17 protein-coding genes and 1 tRNA gene are annotated in these 15,145 nt (G+C 58.8%); 9 read left to right on the forward strand and 9 right to left on the reverse strand.

Features of this window, described 5'->3' with window-relative positions; genetic code table 11:
* Nucleotides 1–401 precede the first annotated feature (401 nt).
* From metG to ACN0SD_RS15695, 5 genes are all read left to right on the forward strand, one after another.
* Nucleotides 402–2,111, forward strand: coding sequence for a methionine--tRNA ligase (gene metG, locus ACN0SD_RS15675; RefSeq protein WP_417809166.1), 1,710 nt, complete (start codon nucleotides 402–404; stop codon nucleotides 2,109–2,111).
* A 111-nt stretch (nucleotides 2,112–2,222) separates the two neighbouring features.
* Nucleotides 2,223–2,381, forward strand: coding sequence for a hypothetical protein (locus ACN0SD_RS15680; RefSeq protein ID WP_417809167.1), 159 nt, complete (start codon nucleotides 2,223–2,225; stop codon nucleotides 2,379–2,381).
* Nucleotides 2,382–2,432: 51 nt separating this feature from the next.
* Nucleotides 2,433–3,314 (forward strand): SPFH domain-containing protein, encoded by an 882-nt coding sequence (locus tag ACN0SD_RS15685; protein WP_417809168.1) that lies wholly within the window; start codon nucleotides 2,433–2,435, stop codon nucleotides 3,312–3,314.
* Nucleotides 3,314–3,589: an NfeD family protein gene (locus ACN0SD_RS15690; protein WP_417809169.1), complete on the forward strand. Its 276-nt coding sequence runs from the start codon at nucleotides 3,314–3,316 to the stop codon at nucleotides 3,587–3,589. The genes ACN0SD_RS15685 and ACN0SD_RS15690 overlap by 1 nt, the downstream gene beginning before the upstream one ends.
* Before the next feature lie 231 nt (nucleotides 3,590–3,820).
* The gene (locus ACN0SD_RS15695; RefSeq protein WP_417809170.1) at nucleotides 3,821–4,045 is read left to right on the forward strand and encodes a hypothetical protein; all 225 of its coding nucleotides are present in this window, start codon (nucleotides 3,821–3,823) and stop codon (nucleotides 4,043–4,045) included.
* 8 nt (nucleotides 4,046–4,053) lie between these two features.
* Here ACN0SD_RS15695 and pyrF read toward each other — a convergent pair whose 3' ends face one another.
* Both pyrF and ACN0SD_RS15705 read right to left on the reverse strand, forming a co-directional pair.
* Nucleotides 4,054–4,767, reverse strand: a complete 714-nt coding sequence (pyrF, locus tag ACN0SD_RS15700) for an orotidine-5'-phosphate decarboxylase (protein ID WP_417809171.1) — start codon at nucleotides 4,765–4,767, stop codon at nucleotides 4,054–4,056.
* A 72-nt stretch (nucleotides 4,768–4,839) separates the two neighbouring features.
* A complete protein-coding gene (locus ACN0SD_RS15705) occupies nucleotides 4,840–5,049 on the reverse strand; it encodes a hypothetical protein (RefSeq protein WP_417809172.1) in 210 nt (69 codons plus the stop codon).
* A gap of 213 nt (nucleotides 5,050–5,262) precedes the next feature.
* Here ACN0SD_RS15705 and clpB point away from each other — a divergent pair, with 213 nt between their 5' ends.
* Together clpB and ACN0SD_RS15715 are read left to right on the forward strand one after the other, a co-directional pair.
* Nucleotides 5,263–7,884: an ATP-dependent chaperone ClpB gene (gene clpB, locus ACN0SD_RS15710; protein WP_417809173.1), complete on the forward strand. Its 2,622-nt coding sequence runs from the start codon at nucleotides 5,263–5,265 to the stop codon at nucleotides 7,882–7,884.
* Nucleotides 7,885–7,979: 95 nt separating this feature from the next.
* Nucleotides 7,980–9,257 (forward strand): DNA polymerase IV, encoded by a 1,278-nt coding sequence (locus tag ACN0SD_RS15715; protein WP_417809174.1) that lies wholly within the window; start codon nucleotides 7,980–7,982, stop codon nucleotides 9,255–9,257.
* A gap of 176 nt (nucleotides 9,258–9,433) precedes the next feature.
* Here the strand turns inward: ACN0SD_RS15715 and ACN0SD_RS15720 are convergent, their stop codons facing one another.
* Entirely contained in the window at nucleotides 9,434–10,300 is an 867-nt protein-coding gene (locus ACN0SD_RS15720) for an N-formylglutamate amidohydrolase (RefSeq protein WP_417809175.1), read from the reverse strand.
* 183 nt (nucleotides 10,301–10,483) lie between these two features.
* On the opposite strand from ACN0SD_RS15720, the gene ACN0SD_RS15725 reads away from it, so the two are divergent.
* Both ACN0SD_RS15725 and ykgO read left to right on the forward strand, forming a co-directional pair.
* Nucleotides 10,484–10,558, forward strand: a tRNA-Val gene (locus ACN0SD_RS15725).
* 73 nt (nucleotides 10,559–10,631) lie between these two features.
* On the forward strand, nucleotides 10,632–10,757 hold the full coding sequence (ykgO, locus tag ACN0SD_RS15730) for a type B 50S ribosomal protein L36 (RefSeq protein ID WP_038065693.1): 126 nt from the start codon (nucleotides 10,632–10,634) through the stop codon (nucleotides 10,755–10,757).
* 77 nt (nucleotides 10,758–10,834) lie between these two features.
* Here ykgO and ACN0SD_RS15735 read toward each other — a convergent pair whose 3' ends face one another.
* From ACN0SD_RS15735 to murI, 6 genes are all read right to left on the reverse strand, one after another.
* Nucleotides 10,835–11,323, reverse strand: a complete 489-nt coding sequence (locus ACN0SD_RS15735; RefSeq protein ID WP_417809176.1) for a holin family protein — start codon at nucleotides 11,321–11,323, stop codon at nucleotides 10,835–10,837.
* A complete protein-coding gene (locus ACN0SD_RS15740) occupies nucleotides 11,314–11,925 on the reverse strand; it encodes a holin-associated N-acetylmuramidase (RefSeq protein ID WP_417809177.1) in 612 nt (203 codons plus the stop codon). Before ACN0SD_RS15740 ends, ACN0SD_RS15735 begins: the two co-directional genes overlap by 10 nt.
* 94 nt (nucleotides 11,926–12,019) lie before the next feature.
* Nucleotides 12,020–12,463 (reverse strand): cytochrome c maturation protein CcmE, encoded by a 444-nt coding sequence (ccmE, locus tag ACN0SD_RS15745; RefSeq protein WP_417809178.1) that lies wholly within the window; start codon nucleotides 12,461–12,463, stop codon nucleotides 12,020–12,022.
* A 24-nt stretch (nucleotides 12,464–12,487) separates the two neighbouring features.
* The gene (gene argC, locus ACN0SD_RS15750; RefSeq protein WP_417809179.1) at nucleotides 12,488–13,516 is read right to left on the reverse strand and encodes an N-acetyl-gamma-glutamyl-phosphate reductase; all 1,029 of its coding nucleotides are present in this window, start codon (nucleotides 13,514–13,516) and stop codon (nucleotides 12,488–12,490) included.
* A gap of 80 nt (nucleotides 13,517–13,596) precedes the next feature.
* On the reverse strand, nucleotides 13,597–14,220 hold the full coding sequence (locus tag ACN0SD_RS15755; RefSeq protein ID WP_417809180.1) for a VPLPA-CTERM sorting domain-containing protein: 624 nt from the start codon (nucleotides 14,218–14,220) through the stop codon (nucleotides 13,597–13,599).
* Between the two features lie 66 nt (nucleotides 14,221–14,286).
* Nucleotides 14,287–15,099, reverse strand: a complete 813-nt coding sequence (gene murI / locus ACN0SD_RS15760; protein WP_417809181.1) for a glutamate racemase — start codon at nucleotides 15,097–15,099, stop codon at nucleotides 14,287–14,289.
* Nucleotides 15,100–15,145 lie beyond the last annotated feature (46 nt).

The raw sequence follows: 15,145 nt of genomic DNA on the forward strand, positions 1-15,145 counted from the left end.
ACAGATGTCCAAAGGTGTTCCTGTCAGCCTGTGCCCTCGCCGCCGTCGTCATGTTCTGGTTATGAATCCTGACCCTAACGATAGCGGCATGTCCCAATTCGACTGACCTCTGCGATAAATTTGAACTGATACCCACCGCTCTTCTATCCCCTAACCGATGACCCAAGCAAAGCTTTCTCTATGCTGCATCAGACACATGAGGTTACCGTAGGTTTGTAGACGCTTAACTCAGTAGTGTGGAAACCAAAGATAGATACACTGGTGCAAAGACGGTAGGCGCTCGCAATTGCAGCAGTCCAATCGCTTAGCCTTAGTCTCTCGCGCAGCACCCGCGAGCCCCCTAGCCCTCGCTCGCAAACCCCTGTAAACCCGCGCCAAACGCATCTTTCCAAGGGGCATTCATGGCGCGTCATCTGATCACCTCGGCCATTCCCTATATCAACGGGATCAAGCATCTGGGTAACCTCGTGGGCAGCCAGTTGCCCGCCGATCTGTTCGCCCGCTATCAGCGCGCGCGCGGACATGAGGTGATGTTCATCTGCGCCACGGATGAACATGGCACCCCGGCGGAACTTGCTGCGGCCAAGGCGGGCAAGCCGGTGGCCGAATATTGCACCGAAATGCACGAGGTTCAGGCCGAGATCGCGCGTGGCTTCAAGCTGTCGTTTGACCATTTCGGGCGTTCTTCGAGCGTGCAAAACCGCAAGCTGACGCAGCATTTCGCGGTACAGCTTGCCAAGGCCGGGTTGCTGCGCGAAGTGACCGAAAAGCAGATGTATTCCAAGACCGATGGCCGCTTTTTGCCCGACCGTTATATCGAAGGCACCTGCCCCAATTGCGGCTATGAAAGCGCACGCGGCGATCAATGTGACAATTGCACCAAGCAGCTTGATCCGGTCGATCTGATCAATCCGCATTCGGTGATTTCCGGCTCGACCGATCTGGAGCTGCGCGAAACCAAGCACCTGTTCCTGCGCCAATCTGCGCTAAAAGATCAACTTGATGCGTGGATTGATTCCAAGACCGATTGGCCGCTACTGACGACTTCAATTGCCAAGAAATGGCTGCATGATGGCGATGGTTTGCAAGATCGCGGCATCACGCGCGATCTGTCTTGGGGGGTGCCTGCGCAATTTGAGGGCGCACCGTGGTCGGGCATGGAGGGCAAGGTTTTCTACGTCTGGTTTGACGCTCCGATTGAATATCTCGCCGCGACGCAGGAATGGGCCGACAAGACCGGCGGCGACTGGGAACGCTGGTGGCGCACCGACAAAGGCGCCGATGACGTGACCTACACGGAATTCATGGGCAAGGATAACGTGCCGTTCCACACGCTATCTTTCCCGGCGACGATTTTGGGTTCGAACGAGCCGTGGAAGCTGGTCGATTACATCAAGTCGTTCAACTACCTGAACTATGATGGCGGCCAGTTCTCGACCTCGCGCGGGCGCGGTGTGTTTATGGATCAGGCGTTGGAAATCCTGCCCGCCGATTACTGGCGCTGGTGGTTACTAAGCCATGCGCCCGAAAGCGCCGATAGCGAGTTCACTTGGGAGAATTTCCAGGCCTCGGTGAACAAAGACTTGGCCGATGTGCTGGGCAATTTCGTCTCGCGCATCACCAAATTCACCCGCTCGAAATTCGGTGAGGCACTGCCCGAAGGCGGTGAATGGGGCGATCAGGAAGCCGCGTTGATCGACGAGCTGACCACCCGCAGCCGCGCCTATGAAACCTACATGGAAGCGATGGAAATTCGCAAATCTGCCGCCGAACTGCGCGCGATCTGGGTGGCTGGGAATGAATATCTGCAAGCCTCGGCCCCGTGGTCGGTGTTCAAGACCGATCCCGACCGGGCGGCTGCGATTGCGCGGCTCGCATTGAACCTGATCCCGCTTTATGCGGTTCTGTCCACGCCTTTTATCCCCGATGCCGCCGATAGTATGCTGGGCGCGATGCAGACCGAGGACCGTAGCTGGCCGCTAGATGTGAAGGCTGCGTTGACCGCGCTGCCCGCAGGTCATGCCTTCACCACGCCAGAGGTTCTCTTCCGCAAGATCGCCGATGAAGAGCGCGAAGAATGGCAAAATCGTTTTGCTGGAATGCGCGACTAAGGCGTAAACGGCCTGCGGCGTTAACACTTCCCAAAACGCGCCTTTTGCGGCACTCTGTTGCAAAAGGCAGGAGCAGGCCATGACATTTTCACACGACAAAGGACCGCGCTGATGGGGCAGGTTCTGGGTGTGCTTGGCGTGGCCGGATCGCGTCTGGTGCTTGCCAGTGTTGCCGTCGCAATCTGGCTGCTTTCGCGCCCCGGCGGCTGGGCCGTTCTGGTGGTATTGGTGTTGCTCGGCCTTAGAGTTTTCCCCAATGCACCACAATAAGGCTATACTCACGATCAAACTGCAAAGCAGCACATAATCAATAGGACAAGCATGAACATTATCGACTTACTGGGCGGCGGCGACATTGTGATGATCGCGATCGCAGGCTTCCTGATCGTTTGTGTCTTTCTGGGCGTGCGGATCGTGCCGCAGTCGGAAAAATACGTGGTTGAACGCTTTGGGCGCTTACGCAGCGTGCTCGGGCCGGGGCTCAACTTTATTGTGCCATTTCTGGACCGCGTGCCGCATAAAATCTCGATCCTCGAACGCCAGTTGCCCAATGCGCTGCAAGACGGGATCACCGCCGATAACGTGCTGGTCAAAGTCGAAACCTCGGTCTTTTATCGCATCATCGAGCCGGAAAAGACGGTCTATCGCATTCGCGATGTCGATGCCGCGATTGCTACCACGGTCGCGGGGATCGTGCGTTCGGAAATCGGGGTTCTGGAACTTGACGAGGTGCAATCTAACCGCGCGCAGCTGATCTCCAAAGTGCGCGAGCAGGTGGCCGCGATGGTTGATGACTGGGGCATTGAGGTGACGCGCGCCGAGGTGCTGGACGTGAACCTTGATGAAGCGACACGCGCCGCGATGATGCAGCAGCTTAACGCCGAGCGCGCCCGCCGCGCAACCGTCACCGAGGCCGAGGGACGCAAACGCGCGATCGAACTGAACGCCGAAGCGCAATTGTTTCAGGCGCAAAAAGAGGCAGAGGCCCGCCGCGTCACCGCAGATGCCGAAGCCTATGCGACCGAAGTCGTCGCAGGCGCAATCGCCAAAAATGGCCTCGCGGCGGCGCAATATCAGGTGGCTTTGAAGCAGGTTGATGCCATCGCGCAAGTCGCTAAGGGTGAAGGAAAGCAAACCATTATTCTGCCCGCCGCAGCACTCGAGGCCTTTACCGACGCCTTCTATCTACTAGGGAAAAAGTGATGGAATACTGGCAGCAAGGTTGGGTTTGGGTCGTCGCTGGTGTGGTGCTGGGTGTGTTGGAAATGCTGATCCCCGGCTTTGTGTTTCTGGGCTTTGCGATTGGTGCAGTGATTGTGGGCGCGCTGATCTGGATCGGAATTCTTGGGCATGCGTTGCCATTAACGCTTTTGATTTTCGCAGCAGTGTCGGTGGTGACATGGCTGGTGCTGCGCCGCGTGATGGGCGTGCGGCACGGACAAACCAAACACTGGGACCGCGACATCAACGAAAACTGAGCCGACGTGAAGGAACGTGAGCGCATGATGCGCCGTTTTCCTCACAGTTATAACGGTTAGAATTGTTGCAGTCTCATAGGCAAAGCGCCCCCGCAGGAACGCTTTGCAAAATGGACACGGCGCCTTTCGGGGCGCCGTTTTTCAATAAGCCAGTGATCGCTGATCATAACGAGCAAGGGAACGTGTCGCCCGTCTCTGCGTTTCTACAGTGCAAGGAAAGGAATTGGCATGATGCGACAATCCAATCTTGGTGGGTTGATTATGACCTTCGTGGCGCTCATTGCGGCGCTGGGCGTGGTGATCTGGCTCGTAGCTGACACCCCGCTGGACGGCGGCGCTCAGGTCGCCACCGACCCACCACCCTATGAACAAATATCCGATCCGAATGCGGCAAGCGTGACCGTCGCCCCCACACCAAAAGGTGGGGTGACTGCGGATCCGACCAAGACACAGTAGGGTGGCATTTAGGCCCCGCGCAACTCGGCGATAATCGCTTGGGCTGCGGCGCGCGGATCAGGGGCGCGATGAACAGGGCGCCCGACCACGATATGATCTGCCCCCGCCGCGATGGCCGAAGCAGGCGTCGCGATACGCTTTTGATCGCCCAGATCGGCCCCGGTCGGGCGCACACCGGGCGTCACAATCAGCTTGCCTGCAGCCTCGGGCAAGGCTCGGATCAGCGCGGCTTCCTGTGGACTGGCGATCACGCCATCCGCCCCCGCCTCAAAAGCACGGCTTGCCCGTTCCACCACCAGATCGGCAATGTCGCCGGGCTTGATTAGCGCACCGTCCAAATCGGCGCGATCCAAAGAAGTCAGGATCGTGACCGCAAGAATTTTCATATCCTTGCCAGCTGCACCCTGCTTGGCCGCGTTAACGATATGCGGGTCGCCATGCACGGTCAGAAAATCCAACTCGAACTGGGCCAGACCCTTAACCGCCGCCTCGACCGTCGCGCCGATGTCGAACAGCTTCATATCCAGAAAAATGCGCTTGCCCTGATCAAGCTTGAGTTCACTCGCAAGTGCCAGCCCGCCCCCCGTCAACATCCCTAACCCGATCTTGTAAAACGAAACGGCATCGCCCAGCTTGTTGGCCAGCAGCAACCCCGCGTGGGCGTTTGGCACATCAAGGGCGACGATCAGCCGATCATCGGCGGGTAGCATGTGATCAGTCATGGGGGCGCTCCTTTAACGGTTCGCCCCGTGATGAGGCGCAAAGGCGCTCCCGTCAAGCATGCGGGGCGGCGTTTACAACCCACCGATACCGCGGCGCTGCGCCTCACGGGTCAGCGCGCGGGCGAGTTGGCGGTGGCATATCTGCTCACTCGCCTCGACAAGAACGGGGATGCGCAGGGGCTGCGTCAAGCCAGGCGTAAAAAATTCTACGACCGCCTCAAAGCGGCGCTGTGCAGCGTTATAAATCAAAAGTGCGATCCGGGTGGCGGTAGCGTGATGCATTTTTCAGACCTCCACGATCAAAATAAAGTTATCTTAAGATGAACGCCAAAGATTACGATTTGGTTTCGTGCCGCGACAAAATATCCCTGCAAGCCCCGAAAATTGCTCTTGAAGCTGCGCCGCAGCGCGCCCATTTCTTACTCGAGACCCGGCCAGTGGGCGCCTTTTCTGGGCCCGAATTTTTCCGGGGGCTTTATCAAAAAGGAGAGACCGATGGACATGGAAAAGTTCACGGAACGGTCGCGCGGCTTCCTTCAGGCCGCCCAGACCATCGCGATGCGCGAGGGCCATCAACGTGTAGTGCCAGAGCATCTTTTGAAGGCATTGATGGATGACGATCAGGGCCTTTCGTCCAATTTGATCGCCCGCGCAGGCGGCGAACCCAAGCGCGTGCAAGAGGCGGTCGATCTGGCGGTGAACAAGCTACCCAAAGTGTCGGGCGGCGACGGTCAGGTTTATGTCGAACAAAGCCTTGTGCGCGTGCTGGACGAGGCTGAGAAGATCGCCAAAAAAGCCGGTGACAGCTTTGTGCCCGTTGAGCGCGTGCTAATGGCGCTGGCTTTGGTGAACACCCGCGCGAAAGACGCGCTTGAGGCCGGGGCAGTTACGGCGCAATCGCTCAACACTGCGATCAACGATCTGCGCAAGGGGCGCACGGCCGATAGTGCCTCGGCTGAGGAAGGCTATGACGCGCTTAAGAAATATGCGCGCGATCTGACCGAGGCTGCCGAACAGGGCAAGATCGACCCGATCATCGGGCGCGATGACGAAATCCGGCGCACCATGCAGGTGCTGTCGCGGCGCACCAAGAACAACCCCGTTCTGATCGGGGAACCGGGCGTGGGTAAAACCGCGATCGCCGAGGGTCTTGCGCTGCGCATCATTGACGGCGACGTGCCCGAGAGCCTGCAAAACAAAAAGCTGCTCGCGCTGGATATGGGCGCGTTGATTGCCGGGGCGAAATATCGCGGTGAGTTCGAGGAACGTCTCAAGTCGGTGCTCAAGGAAATTGAGGCTGCGGCAGGCGAGATCATTTTGTTCATTGATGAGATGCATACGCTTGTGGGCGCGGGTAAATCCGATGGCGCGATGGATGCCGCCAACCTGATTAAGCCCGCTTTGGCGCGTGGGGAGTTGCACTGCGTGGGCGCCACGACTCTGGATGAATACCGCAAATATGTCGAAAAAGACGCGGCTTTGGCACGCCGTTTCCAGCCCATAATGGTCGAAGAGCCGACGGTCGAAGACACGATTTCCATCTTGCGCGGCATCAAGGACAAATACGAGATGCACCACGGCGTGCGGATTTCGGATAGTGCCTTGGTGGCGGCTGCAACGCTGAGCCATCGTTACATCACCGACCGTTTCCTGCCCGACAAGGCGATCGACCTTGTCGATGAAGCCGCCTCGCGTCTGCGCATGGAAGTAGACAGCAAGCCTGAGGAACTCGATGCGCTGGATCGCCAAATCCTGCAAATGCAAATTGAGGCCGAGGCGCTCAAGAAAGAGGATGACGTCGCGTCCAAAGACCGGCTCGAGAAAATCGAGAAGGAGCTGGCCGAGGTGCAAGAGCGTGCCTCTGAGATGACCGCCAAATGGCAGGCCGAACGCGACAAGCTGGAATCGGGTCGCACGTTGAAAGAGCAACTCGACAAGGCGCGCGCCGAGCTGGATCAGGCCAAGCGCGAAGGCAATCTCGCCCGCGCAGGTGAGCTGTCTTACGGCATCATCCCGTCGCTGGAAAAGCAGCTGAACGAGGCCGACTCTGCCGAGGGTGACGACCTTTTGGTCGAGGAATCGGTGCGGCCGGAGCAGATCGCGGAAGTGGTCGAGCGCTGGACGGGTATTCCGACGTCGAAAATGCTGGAAGGCGAGCGCGAGAAACTGCTCAAGATGGAAGAGGAGCTGCATAAGCGCGTCATCGGTCAGGACACTGCGATCACTGCGGTGGCCAATGCCGTGCGCCGTGCCCGCGCGGGCCTGAACGACGAGAACCGTCCGCTGGGTAGCTTCCTTTTCCTCGGGCCGACCGGCGTGGGGAAAACCGAGCTGACCAAGGCCGTCGCGAACTATCTGTTTGATGATGATCAGGCGATGGTGCGTATCGACATGTCCGAATTCATGGAGAAGCATTCGGTCTCGCGGCTGATCGGCGCGCCTCCGGGCTATGTCGGCTATGATGAGGGCGGCGTGCTGACCGAAGCGGTCCGTCGGCGTCCCTATCAGGTCGTCCTGTTCGATGAGGTCGAAAAGGCGCATCCGGACGTGTTCAACGTGCTGTTGCAAGTGCTTGACGATGGTGTGCTGACCGATGGTCAGGGCCGCACGGTCGATTTCAAACAGACGCTGATCGTCCTGACCTCGAATCTTGGGTCGCAGGCGCTTAGCCGGTTGCCCGAGGGCACCGACACGAGCGAGGCCAAGGAGCAGGTCATGGAGGCCGTTCGGGCGCATTTCCGCCCCGAATTCCTCAATCGTCTCGACGAGATGGTGATCTTCGACCGGCTCAACCGCGCGGATATGACTGGCATCGTAACCATTCAGCTCAAGCTACTGGAGAAACGCTTGGCGCAGCGCAAGATCACGTTGGATCTGGATGAGGCGGCGCGCAAATGGCTGGCGGATGCGGGCTATGATCCGGTTTACGGGGCACGTCCCTTGAAACGGGTGATCCAGCGTTCCTTGCAAGACCCGCTCGCCGAGGCAATCTTGGGTGGCAAGGTGATGGATGGCGACACCGTCACGGTTTCTGCAGGCCCCGACGGGCTCGTTATCAACGGGCACGCGGCCACGCCCAAGGGCAAACCTAACGGCGAAGGCGTGCCTTTGCACTAAAGGAAACCAGCCGGGGGCTCTGCCCCCCGGACCCCCCGGGATATTTCCGTCAAGAGGAAGATGGCGTACAAGATGGGTCTGGAGACAATCTAACCATGCCCGCCCTGTGCCGCGATTGCCTAGAAAGTTTCGAAGACGCGCCCAAACGCTGCCCGCGTTGTGGGCGCGCGCGTATTTTATCGCATCCCGAACTGTTTGAACTGTCGATCGCGCATATTGATTGCGACAGCTTCTACGCATCTGTTGAAAAGCGCGATGATCCGGCGCTGAGTTCAAAGCCGGTGATCGTTGGGGGCGGCACGCGGGGAGTTGTCACCACCTGTTGCTACATCGCGCGGATCTCGGGTGTGCGCTCGGCGATGCCGATGTTTCAGGCCCGCAAATTGTGCCCTGACGCAGTTATCATCAAGCCACGTATGGATCATTACGTCGCCGTTTCACGCCAGATCCGCGAGCGGATGGCGGCGCTGACGCCACTGATCGAGCCGCTTTCGCTGGATGAAGCGTTTCTGGACCTAACCGGTACGGCCAAGCTGCATAGCGCCCCTCCGGCGCTGCAAATGGCCCGATTAGCGCGAATGATCGAGATAGAGATCGGGGTCAGCGCCTCAGTCGGGCTGTCGCATAATAAGTTTCTCGCCAAGATCGCCTCGGATCTGGATAAACCGCGCGGGTTTTCGGTAATCGGGCGCGCGGATACCGAGCCGTTTCTTCATGACAAGCCAGTTGGCGTTTTGTGGGGGGTCGGGGCGGCAACACGAGCGGCTTTGGGACGCGCTGGTATTCGCACGCTGGCCGATATTCGCCGCGCAGGGCAGGAGCGGATGGTGGCGCGGTTTGGGGTGACCGGGGCGCGTCTGTTTGATCTGGCGCATGGCCATGACACGCGCAAAATCACCCCCGGTGCGCCGATCAAATCGATCTCGAATGAGACCACATTCGGCATGGATATAAGCGGGCGGGATGCGCTATTGGCTCAGCTCTGGCATTTGGCCGAAAAGGTGTCTGCGCGTATGAAAGCGCGCGAAATTGCGGGGCGCACGGTTACGCTCAAGCTCAAGCGCGCCGATTTTTCTACGCTGACTCGGCAAACCCAACTTGAAGAGCCCAGCCAGCTTGCCGACACGCTATATCGCGCGGCGGAGCGGTTGTTTGATACGCTGCCGTCCGCGACTGCGTATCGCTTGATCGGGATAGGATTTTCGGACCTGTGTGGCGCGGACGGGCGTGACCCGGTGGGCGATTTACTGGATCCGCAAGCCAGCAAGCGCGCCGGAGCCGAGCGTGCTGCCGATGCGATCCGCGCGCGCTTCGGCCGCGAGGCGATCAGAACCGGGCGCGGACTGGATGCGAAAGATAAAACCAAATCCTGAGGGCTCATTTACGCGATCTTCACTCCTGCTCGGGCATGTTTCTTGAGATGATATACTAAGGACGGGTTGATAAGATGATCTCTGGATGATGCGCTGGTGGCCGCAATCAGAACATCTGATGACAGAGCTGAGAAATTGGCTGCGCGAGGTCAAGGCACAGCAAGCCTCGTGAGGGGCTATTCGGCGGCCAGACGCATGGGCTGCGCACCGATGGCACAGATGCGAGCAATGACGCGCTCCATCAGCGCGTGGAAGGTCGCGAACTCCTCATTGGGTTCGATCAACGCCTCATCCATGTAAAGCGCGCGGTCGATCTCGATCTGCACGACGTGAACATTGTCGCGCGGTCGGCCGTAGCGTTGCGTGATATAGGCCCCGGCGAAGGGATTGTTACGCGACACGGCAAGGCCCTCATCGGCGAACACTGATTCGATCTGCGCCACAAGGCTGCGCACCGCAGAGGCACCATAGCGATCCCCCAGAACGATTCTGGGTCGGCGCGCCCCCAAACTGTCGAGCGCCTCGGACGGCATCGAATGCACATCAATCAAAATGGCTTGGCCGTGGCGATGATGGGCTTGGCTCAACAAATCTTCCAAGGCGGCATGATAGGGGCGCCAGACATTGTTCAGGCGGGTCTCTGCCTCGATCTGGGCGATCTTGCCGCGATAAATCGCACGCCCTCCAGACACCACGCGAGGTATTACCCCCAGCCCAGCTGCCACGCGCGGACCGGGGTGCGACCGCCCAATCCCCGCGATCAAGGCCGAATCAAGCTCGTCATCAGAACGGTTCAGATCAACCCAGGCACGCGGGTATTGCGCCGCGATCAACGTCGCGCCATATCGGGGCGCAGAGGCCAGCAAACGATCCACAAACGCATCCTCGGATGACCGCAACTGCCTTATATTCAGCACAGAGCGCTGTTGCAGGCTTGCCGGGTAGTAAGCACCCGAATGCGGAGAGGCAAAAATCACCGCCGTCTGCTCGGTTTCGGGACGCAGCAGGGTAAACGCCGCCGGGGGATGTGGTTTTTCGGTCATGAAGCCTCACGATAATGCGCCGCAGCTTACACCGGAACGCTTTGTAGCCAAATCCCCCTTGAAAGCCCTTTCGACTCCTTTTATAGACCCCCAGACCGACGCGATCCCGCGTCTTTCGGTTTGTTCATCTGCCCTTAGGACATTTGACGTAATCGAGGCGATGAAACGGGGTCAGGCGGCTGTGGGCGGTTAGCTCAGCGGTAGAGCACTACGTTGACATCGTAGTGGCCACTGGTTCGATCCCAGTACCGCCCACCATGATTCACCGCCCCCGGTGTTCGGGGGCATTCGTTTTTCAAGGCGCACGCGCGCCGCGAATAGGAGAAGGCCAATGAAGGTCCGTAACTCGCTCCGCTCGCTCAAGCAGCGTCATCGCGATTGTCAGGTCGTGCGCCGCAAGGGCCGCGTCTATGTGATCAACAAGACGCAGCGTCGCTTCAAAGCCCGTCAGGGCTGAAGCAGACCGAGCCTAACGTATAAAGCCGCGCCGTGTATCACACTGGCGCGGCTTATTCATGTCAGCTGTGGACAGGTCTATTTTGCCCCACCTTCGCGCCACGCAGAAAGCGCGGCATTGTGCTCGGGCTCCTCAGGGGCGCTTAGTGCGGCGGGCGGTGTAACCGTTTTCTTCATGCGAAAATAATACGCCTCGCGCGCGCCGAAATAGAAACTCACTACAGCCCCCAGCAACCACCAAAGCGGTTCGGGGATATAATTCAGCCCGACCATGCGCTGCGCGAACCCCACGGGATCAATCATCGCATAAACGAATAGCCCCACAATCCCAAAGGCCAGGACTGGACGCGGCAAGCGATTGATACCGTTTACGATTCTATCAAACACACCCGGGCGGACATATTCAAACTCTGCCCCATGCTCTTGTAGCGCTGCAACATAGGCAGCCTGCGCGGCTTCAAGTTTCTTGGTCGCGTTGGGCACGAATACTTCGGCCATTGAGGTCGCCGCATCCCCCACCGCCTTGGCCGCCCCTGCCCCGCCAATCAGCTTGTCGATCACACCCATTTCGAGACCCGCTTGCGATGCTCGCCCTCGCTTAACCGGTAACGGGGCGAGATGAACTCCTCGGCGCGCAAAATCCAGCCGCCCTTGGTGCCGGCGCGTGTGTTGGCGTATTTGCGGCTGGCCGGGCGTGCATCGGCGACGCGGTAGTAGTAGTTGCGTCGCGCGATTCCATAAGCATCGACGAAATAGCCCGGTGCCGCGGCTTGCGCCAATTCCGCCGCCGCGATGGTTTGCGGACCGATCACGCCATCAATTACGACGCGCTGGCCCATATCGGTCAACAGTCGCTGCAAGATCACAATCGCATTGCCGCCTGCGTTGACATACATATCGAAAACAGAAGGCTGGATCGCGCCCGGCAGCTTCTTGATGAGCGGCTCTTCAAAATAATGCTTGATGAAAATTTCGACGGCCTGTTCGCGGTTTAACGCGCGCACATCCATCTCATCGACGCGACCATCGCCGGTCTGATCGAGGTCAAGCCGCTGCAACGTGCCCAGCGTCACCCCGTATTTTGTAGCCCCACCCGGATCATCGGGATCATCGACGTAACCGCCTTCACGCGCAACGATTTCTTGCGCTATCTGCGTGACAGATTTCATGGCCTATCCCCGTTTTAACAACGGCGACAGGCTTGCAATTATGGGTTAAAGGCCACGAAAAGCAGCGCGCGCTAGGGAAGTAATCAGCAAAAGATTACGAGGTCGGCGCCTCATAGACGCCTTGCTCTTTGAGCGCGTCGATAACTTCCTTGGGCATGTAATTCTCATCATGCTTGGCCAAGATTTCAGACGCGACAAATGTTCCGTCTTCCATCTGGCCGGTGCCGATCATGCCCTGTCCCTCTTTGAACAGGTCCGGCAGAACGCCCGCGAATTTCACTGGAACGGTTGCGCCGCCATCGGTAACGGAGAAGGTGATAACCTCTCCCTGACCACGTTTCAGGGTGCCGGTCTCAACCAGTCCACCCAAGCGAAAAACTTCGCCAGGCTTGGGCGGTTCGGTGGCAAGTTGCGAGGGGGCGCGGAAGAAATTGATGCCATCGCGCATCGAATAGCCGATCATCCCGGTCGCCAAGACCAAGGCGACGGCGGCCACGGCCAGCACCTGAATACGGCGTTTCTTCTTAAGGCTCTTCATCTTCTCTCCTCCTCGCACCCGATCTTACGGGAAAACCGGCGCCAGCATAAGCCCCTCGGCCTCATCCATCCCCAGCATCAGATTGGCATTCTGCATCGCTTGGCCCGAAGACCCTTTGCACAGATTGTCCAACGCGACCACGACCGTAGCGCGGCCGGGGATACGATCCCCTGATACACCAATATGAACAAAATTGGACCCCGTAACTGACCGTGTCGAGGGGAGTGCGCCGAAAGGTAGCACCTCTAGGAAGCGCTCAGAAGCATAGCGATCCTGCAATGCTTGATAAATTGCATCGACATCGCCGCGAACATAGGCGGTCGCCAGAATGCCGCGATTGAACGGTGCAAGATGTGGGGTGAATTGGACCATCACGGGACGACCGGCCAAAGCACTGAATTCCTGATCGAACTCTCCGATATGACGATGTGTTCCGCCTGCAGAATAGGGATACGTTCCACCCGACAGCTCGGCATGAAGCAGGTTTTCCTTAAGCGCGCGACCCGCGCCAGACACCCCGTTTTTTAGATCGAGTATGATCTCATCAAGGTCGATTACGGCCGCCTCAATCAGCGGACGGATCGCGTATTGCCCGGCGGCGGCATTACAGCCCGTGCCTGCCACCAGCCGCGCGTCGCGAATCGCCTCACGATAGAATTCGGTCAGCCCGTAGACCGCCTCTTTCTGCATCTCGAGCGCCGCATGGGGTTTGCCATACCATTTTTCATAGGCGGCAGGATCGCGCAGCCGGAAATCGGCGCTCAGATCGACGACTTTCAGATCACGCGGCAAGTCTTTGATCACTGCCTGCGAGGTTGCATGCGGCAACGCACAAAATGCCAAATCCACGCCGGAAAAGTCAATTTCCTCAATTTTGACCAAGTCGGGAAGGTCCAGATGGCGCAGATGAGGAAACACATCGCCCATGCTCATGCCCGCTTTTCGCTCGCCCGACAGGGCCACGATATCCATCCCCGGATGGGTGGCGATCAGGCGAACAAGCTCGGCACCGGTGTAGCCCGAAGCCCCCAGAATGGCGATTTTTTTGGACATGGATAAACCTTCGCATCATGGACGGGCGGTCAACGCCACTGCGCGCCCTATTTCGGCGCTCCACCCTGCTGCGTCAAGATTTATCCCACGCGGCCCTGTCGCCGACGCATCAGCAAAAGCCCTGCCAGCCCAGTCAGCAAAAGCGGCGCTGTCGCGGGAAGCGGCACTGCCGAGGGGGTCTCAACAAGCGGATCACCCGGCAAAAGCGCCGATGAGAGGTCGAGACCATAGCTGAGCGGCGCGTTGCCGTAGGTAAAGATCATCGCCAAATACAGCGTGCCGCCAAAGCTGCTGTCGAGCGTGATGCTTTGACTGGCGGTCAGGTTATTTGATGCGCTGACCGGCTGAAACGGATCGTATGAGATGCCGAAGTCGCCGGGATCCAGACCATCCCAATCATAGGAAAAGGGCGTAGAGCTGTAACGAATTGACCCGCCCCCGTTCAGATAGCTGCCGGTGAACGCATCCGCTCCCGACAGAAACAGCGTCAGAACCTGCGCACCGCTGGCCAGACCGCTCACTGCGAAGATATCGGTGTCACCTGCGGTCCCGGTGCCAGTGATCGCCGAAGTACCACTCGCAATCAGCGTCGGGCTGGTCCAGATTGAGGAATACTCTCCAGCATCCAGTTCTGACACAGTCAAAGCCGATACCGGGCTGGCCGCAAGGGTTAGCAGACTGACAAGAATACGCAGAGTCGCCATCTTAGGCCTCGATTCGGATTTCGTTCACGAAAGAGTTAACGTCCGATTAAGGCCGAATTAAGCGCCCTATGCGGCAACAAAGCGGATCGGATGGCGCAGAAATTGCGTCGCATGGTTTGACACTGACGCTGGATCACCTGTGGTGAGAAACTTCGACTCTTTCCCCGCGCCCGTAAATTCAGGATGGCGCGTCAGGTAATCGGCAAGGCTTTCGGCCACCAGATTGGCTTGGCTATAGACGGACACATCCTCGCCCAGCGCCTGCTGGAACACGTCTTGCATCAACGGATAATGGGTGCAGCCAAGGATTGCGGCCTCGGGATTGGGCATGCGCCGCTTAAGTGCCTCGACATGCGATTTCACCAGCGCTTCGGCCAGAATTTCATCGCCGACCTCAATGGCATCGACCAAGCCACCACAGGGTTGCGCCTCGACATCCACGCCAATCGCACGGAACGCCAGTTCGCGCTGAAACGCCCGACTGGCCACCGTCGCAGGCGTCGCAAACAGCGCCACGTGTTTCACCGCCACTTCGCGCGGCGCGGAATTGTCGCCCCATTTGCGCTCGGTCAGCGCCTCGATCATCGGCACGAAGACGCCCAGCACGCGCTTGCCCTCGGGGATCCAGCTTTCCTGCATCCGGCGCAGCGCCGCAGCCGAGGCCGTGTTGCACGCCAAAATGACCAGATCGCAACCCTCATCCCAGAGCCGCTCAACCCCTGCGCAGGTCAGATTGAAGATGTCATCGCTATCGCGCACCCCGTAAGGCGCATGGGCATTATCGCCAAAATAGCAAAATGGAACATCGGGCAGGCGCTTGGCGCAGGCATCATAAACCGTCAGCCCGCCCAGACCTGAATCAAACACCCCAACGGCCATGGCACTCTCCCGCGCGAAATCCCGGCGCGGGAATTGCGCCGGGTGG

Source organism: Thioclava sp., from assembly GCF_048263065.1.
Taxonomy (GTDB): domain Bacteria; phylum Pseudomonadota; class Alphaproteobacteria; order Rhodobacterales; family Rhodobacteraceae; genus Thioclava.

Coding starts and splice junctions, on each gene's coding strand:
- ACN0SD_RS15720 (WP_417809175.1), bottom strand. CDS start 10,300: ATGACCGAAAAACCACATCCCCCGGCGGCGTTTACCCTGCTGCGTCCC.
- clpB (WP_417809173.1), top strand. CDS start 5,263: ATGGACATGGAAAAGTTCACGGAACGGTCGCGCGGCTTCCTTCAGGCC.
- pyrF (WP_417809171.1), bottom strand. CDS start 4,767: ATGACTGATCACATGCTACCCGCCGATGATCGGCTGATCGTCGCCCTT.
- metG (WP_417809166.1), top strand. CDS start 402: ATGGCGCGTCATCTGATCACCTCGGCCATTCCCTATATCAACGGGATC.
- ACN0SD_RS15715 (WP_417809174.1), top strand. CDS start 7,980: ATGCCCGCCCTGTGCCGCGATTGCCTAGAAAGTTTCGAAGACGCGCCC.
- murI (WP_417809181.1), bottom strand. CDS start 15,099: ATGGCCGTTGGGGTGTTTGATTCAGGTCTGGGCGGGCTGACGGTTTAT.
- ccmE (WP_417809178.1), bottom strand. CDS start 12,463: ATGAAGAGCCTTAAGAAGAAACGCCGTATTCAGGTGCTGGCCGTGGCC.
- ACN0SD_RS15735 (WP_417809176.1), bottom strand. CDS start 11,323: ATGGGTGTGATCGACAAGCTGATTGGCGGGGCAGGGGCGGCCAAGGCG.
- ACN0SD_RS15680 (WP_417809167.1), top strand. CDS start 2,223: ATGGGGCAGGTTCTGGGTGTGCTTGGCGTGGCCGGATCGCGTCTGGTG.
- ACN0SD_RS15740 (WP_417809177.1), bottom strand. CDS start 11,925: ATGAAATCTGTCACGCAGATAGCGCAAGAAATCGTTGCGCGTGAAGGC.
- ykgO (WP_038065693.1), top strand. CDS start 10,632: ATGAAGGTCCGTAACTCGCTCCGCTCGCTCAAGCAGCGTCATCGCGAT.
- ACN0SD_RS15705 (WP_417809172.1), bottom strand. CDS start 5,049: ATGCATCACGCTACCGCCACCCGGATCGCACTTTTGATTTATAACGCT.
- ACN0SD_RS15685 (WP_417809168.1), top strand. CDS start 2,433: ATGAACATTATCGACTTACTGGGCGGCGGCGACATTGTGATGATCGCG.
- ACN0SD_RS15695 (WP_417809170.1), top strand. CDS start 3,821: ATGCGACAATCCAATCTTGGTGGGTTGATTATGACCTTCGTGGCGCTC.
- argC (WP_417809179.1), bottom strand. CDS start 13,516: ATGTCCAAAAAAATCGCCATTCTGGGGGCTTCGGGCTACACCGGTGCC.
- ACN0SD_RS15690 (WP_417809169.1), top strand. CDS start 3,314: ATGGAATACTGGCAGCAAGGTTGGGTTTGGGTCGTCGCTGGTGTGGTG.
- ACN0SD_RS15755 (WP_417809180.1), bottom strand. CDS start 14,220: ATGGCGACTCTGCGTATTCTTGTCAGTCTGCTAACCCTTGCGGCCAGC.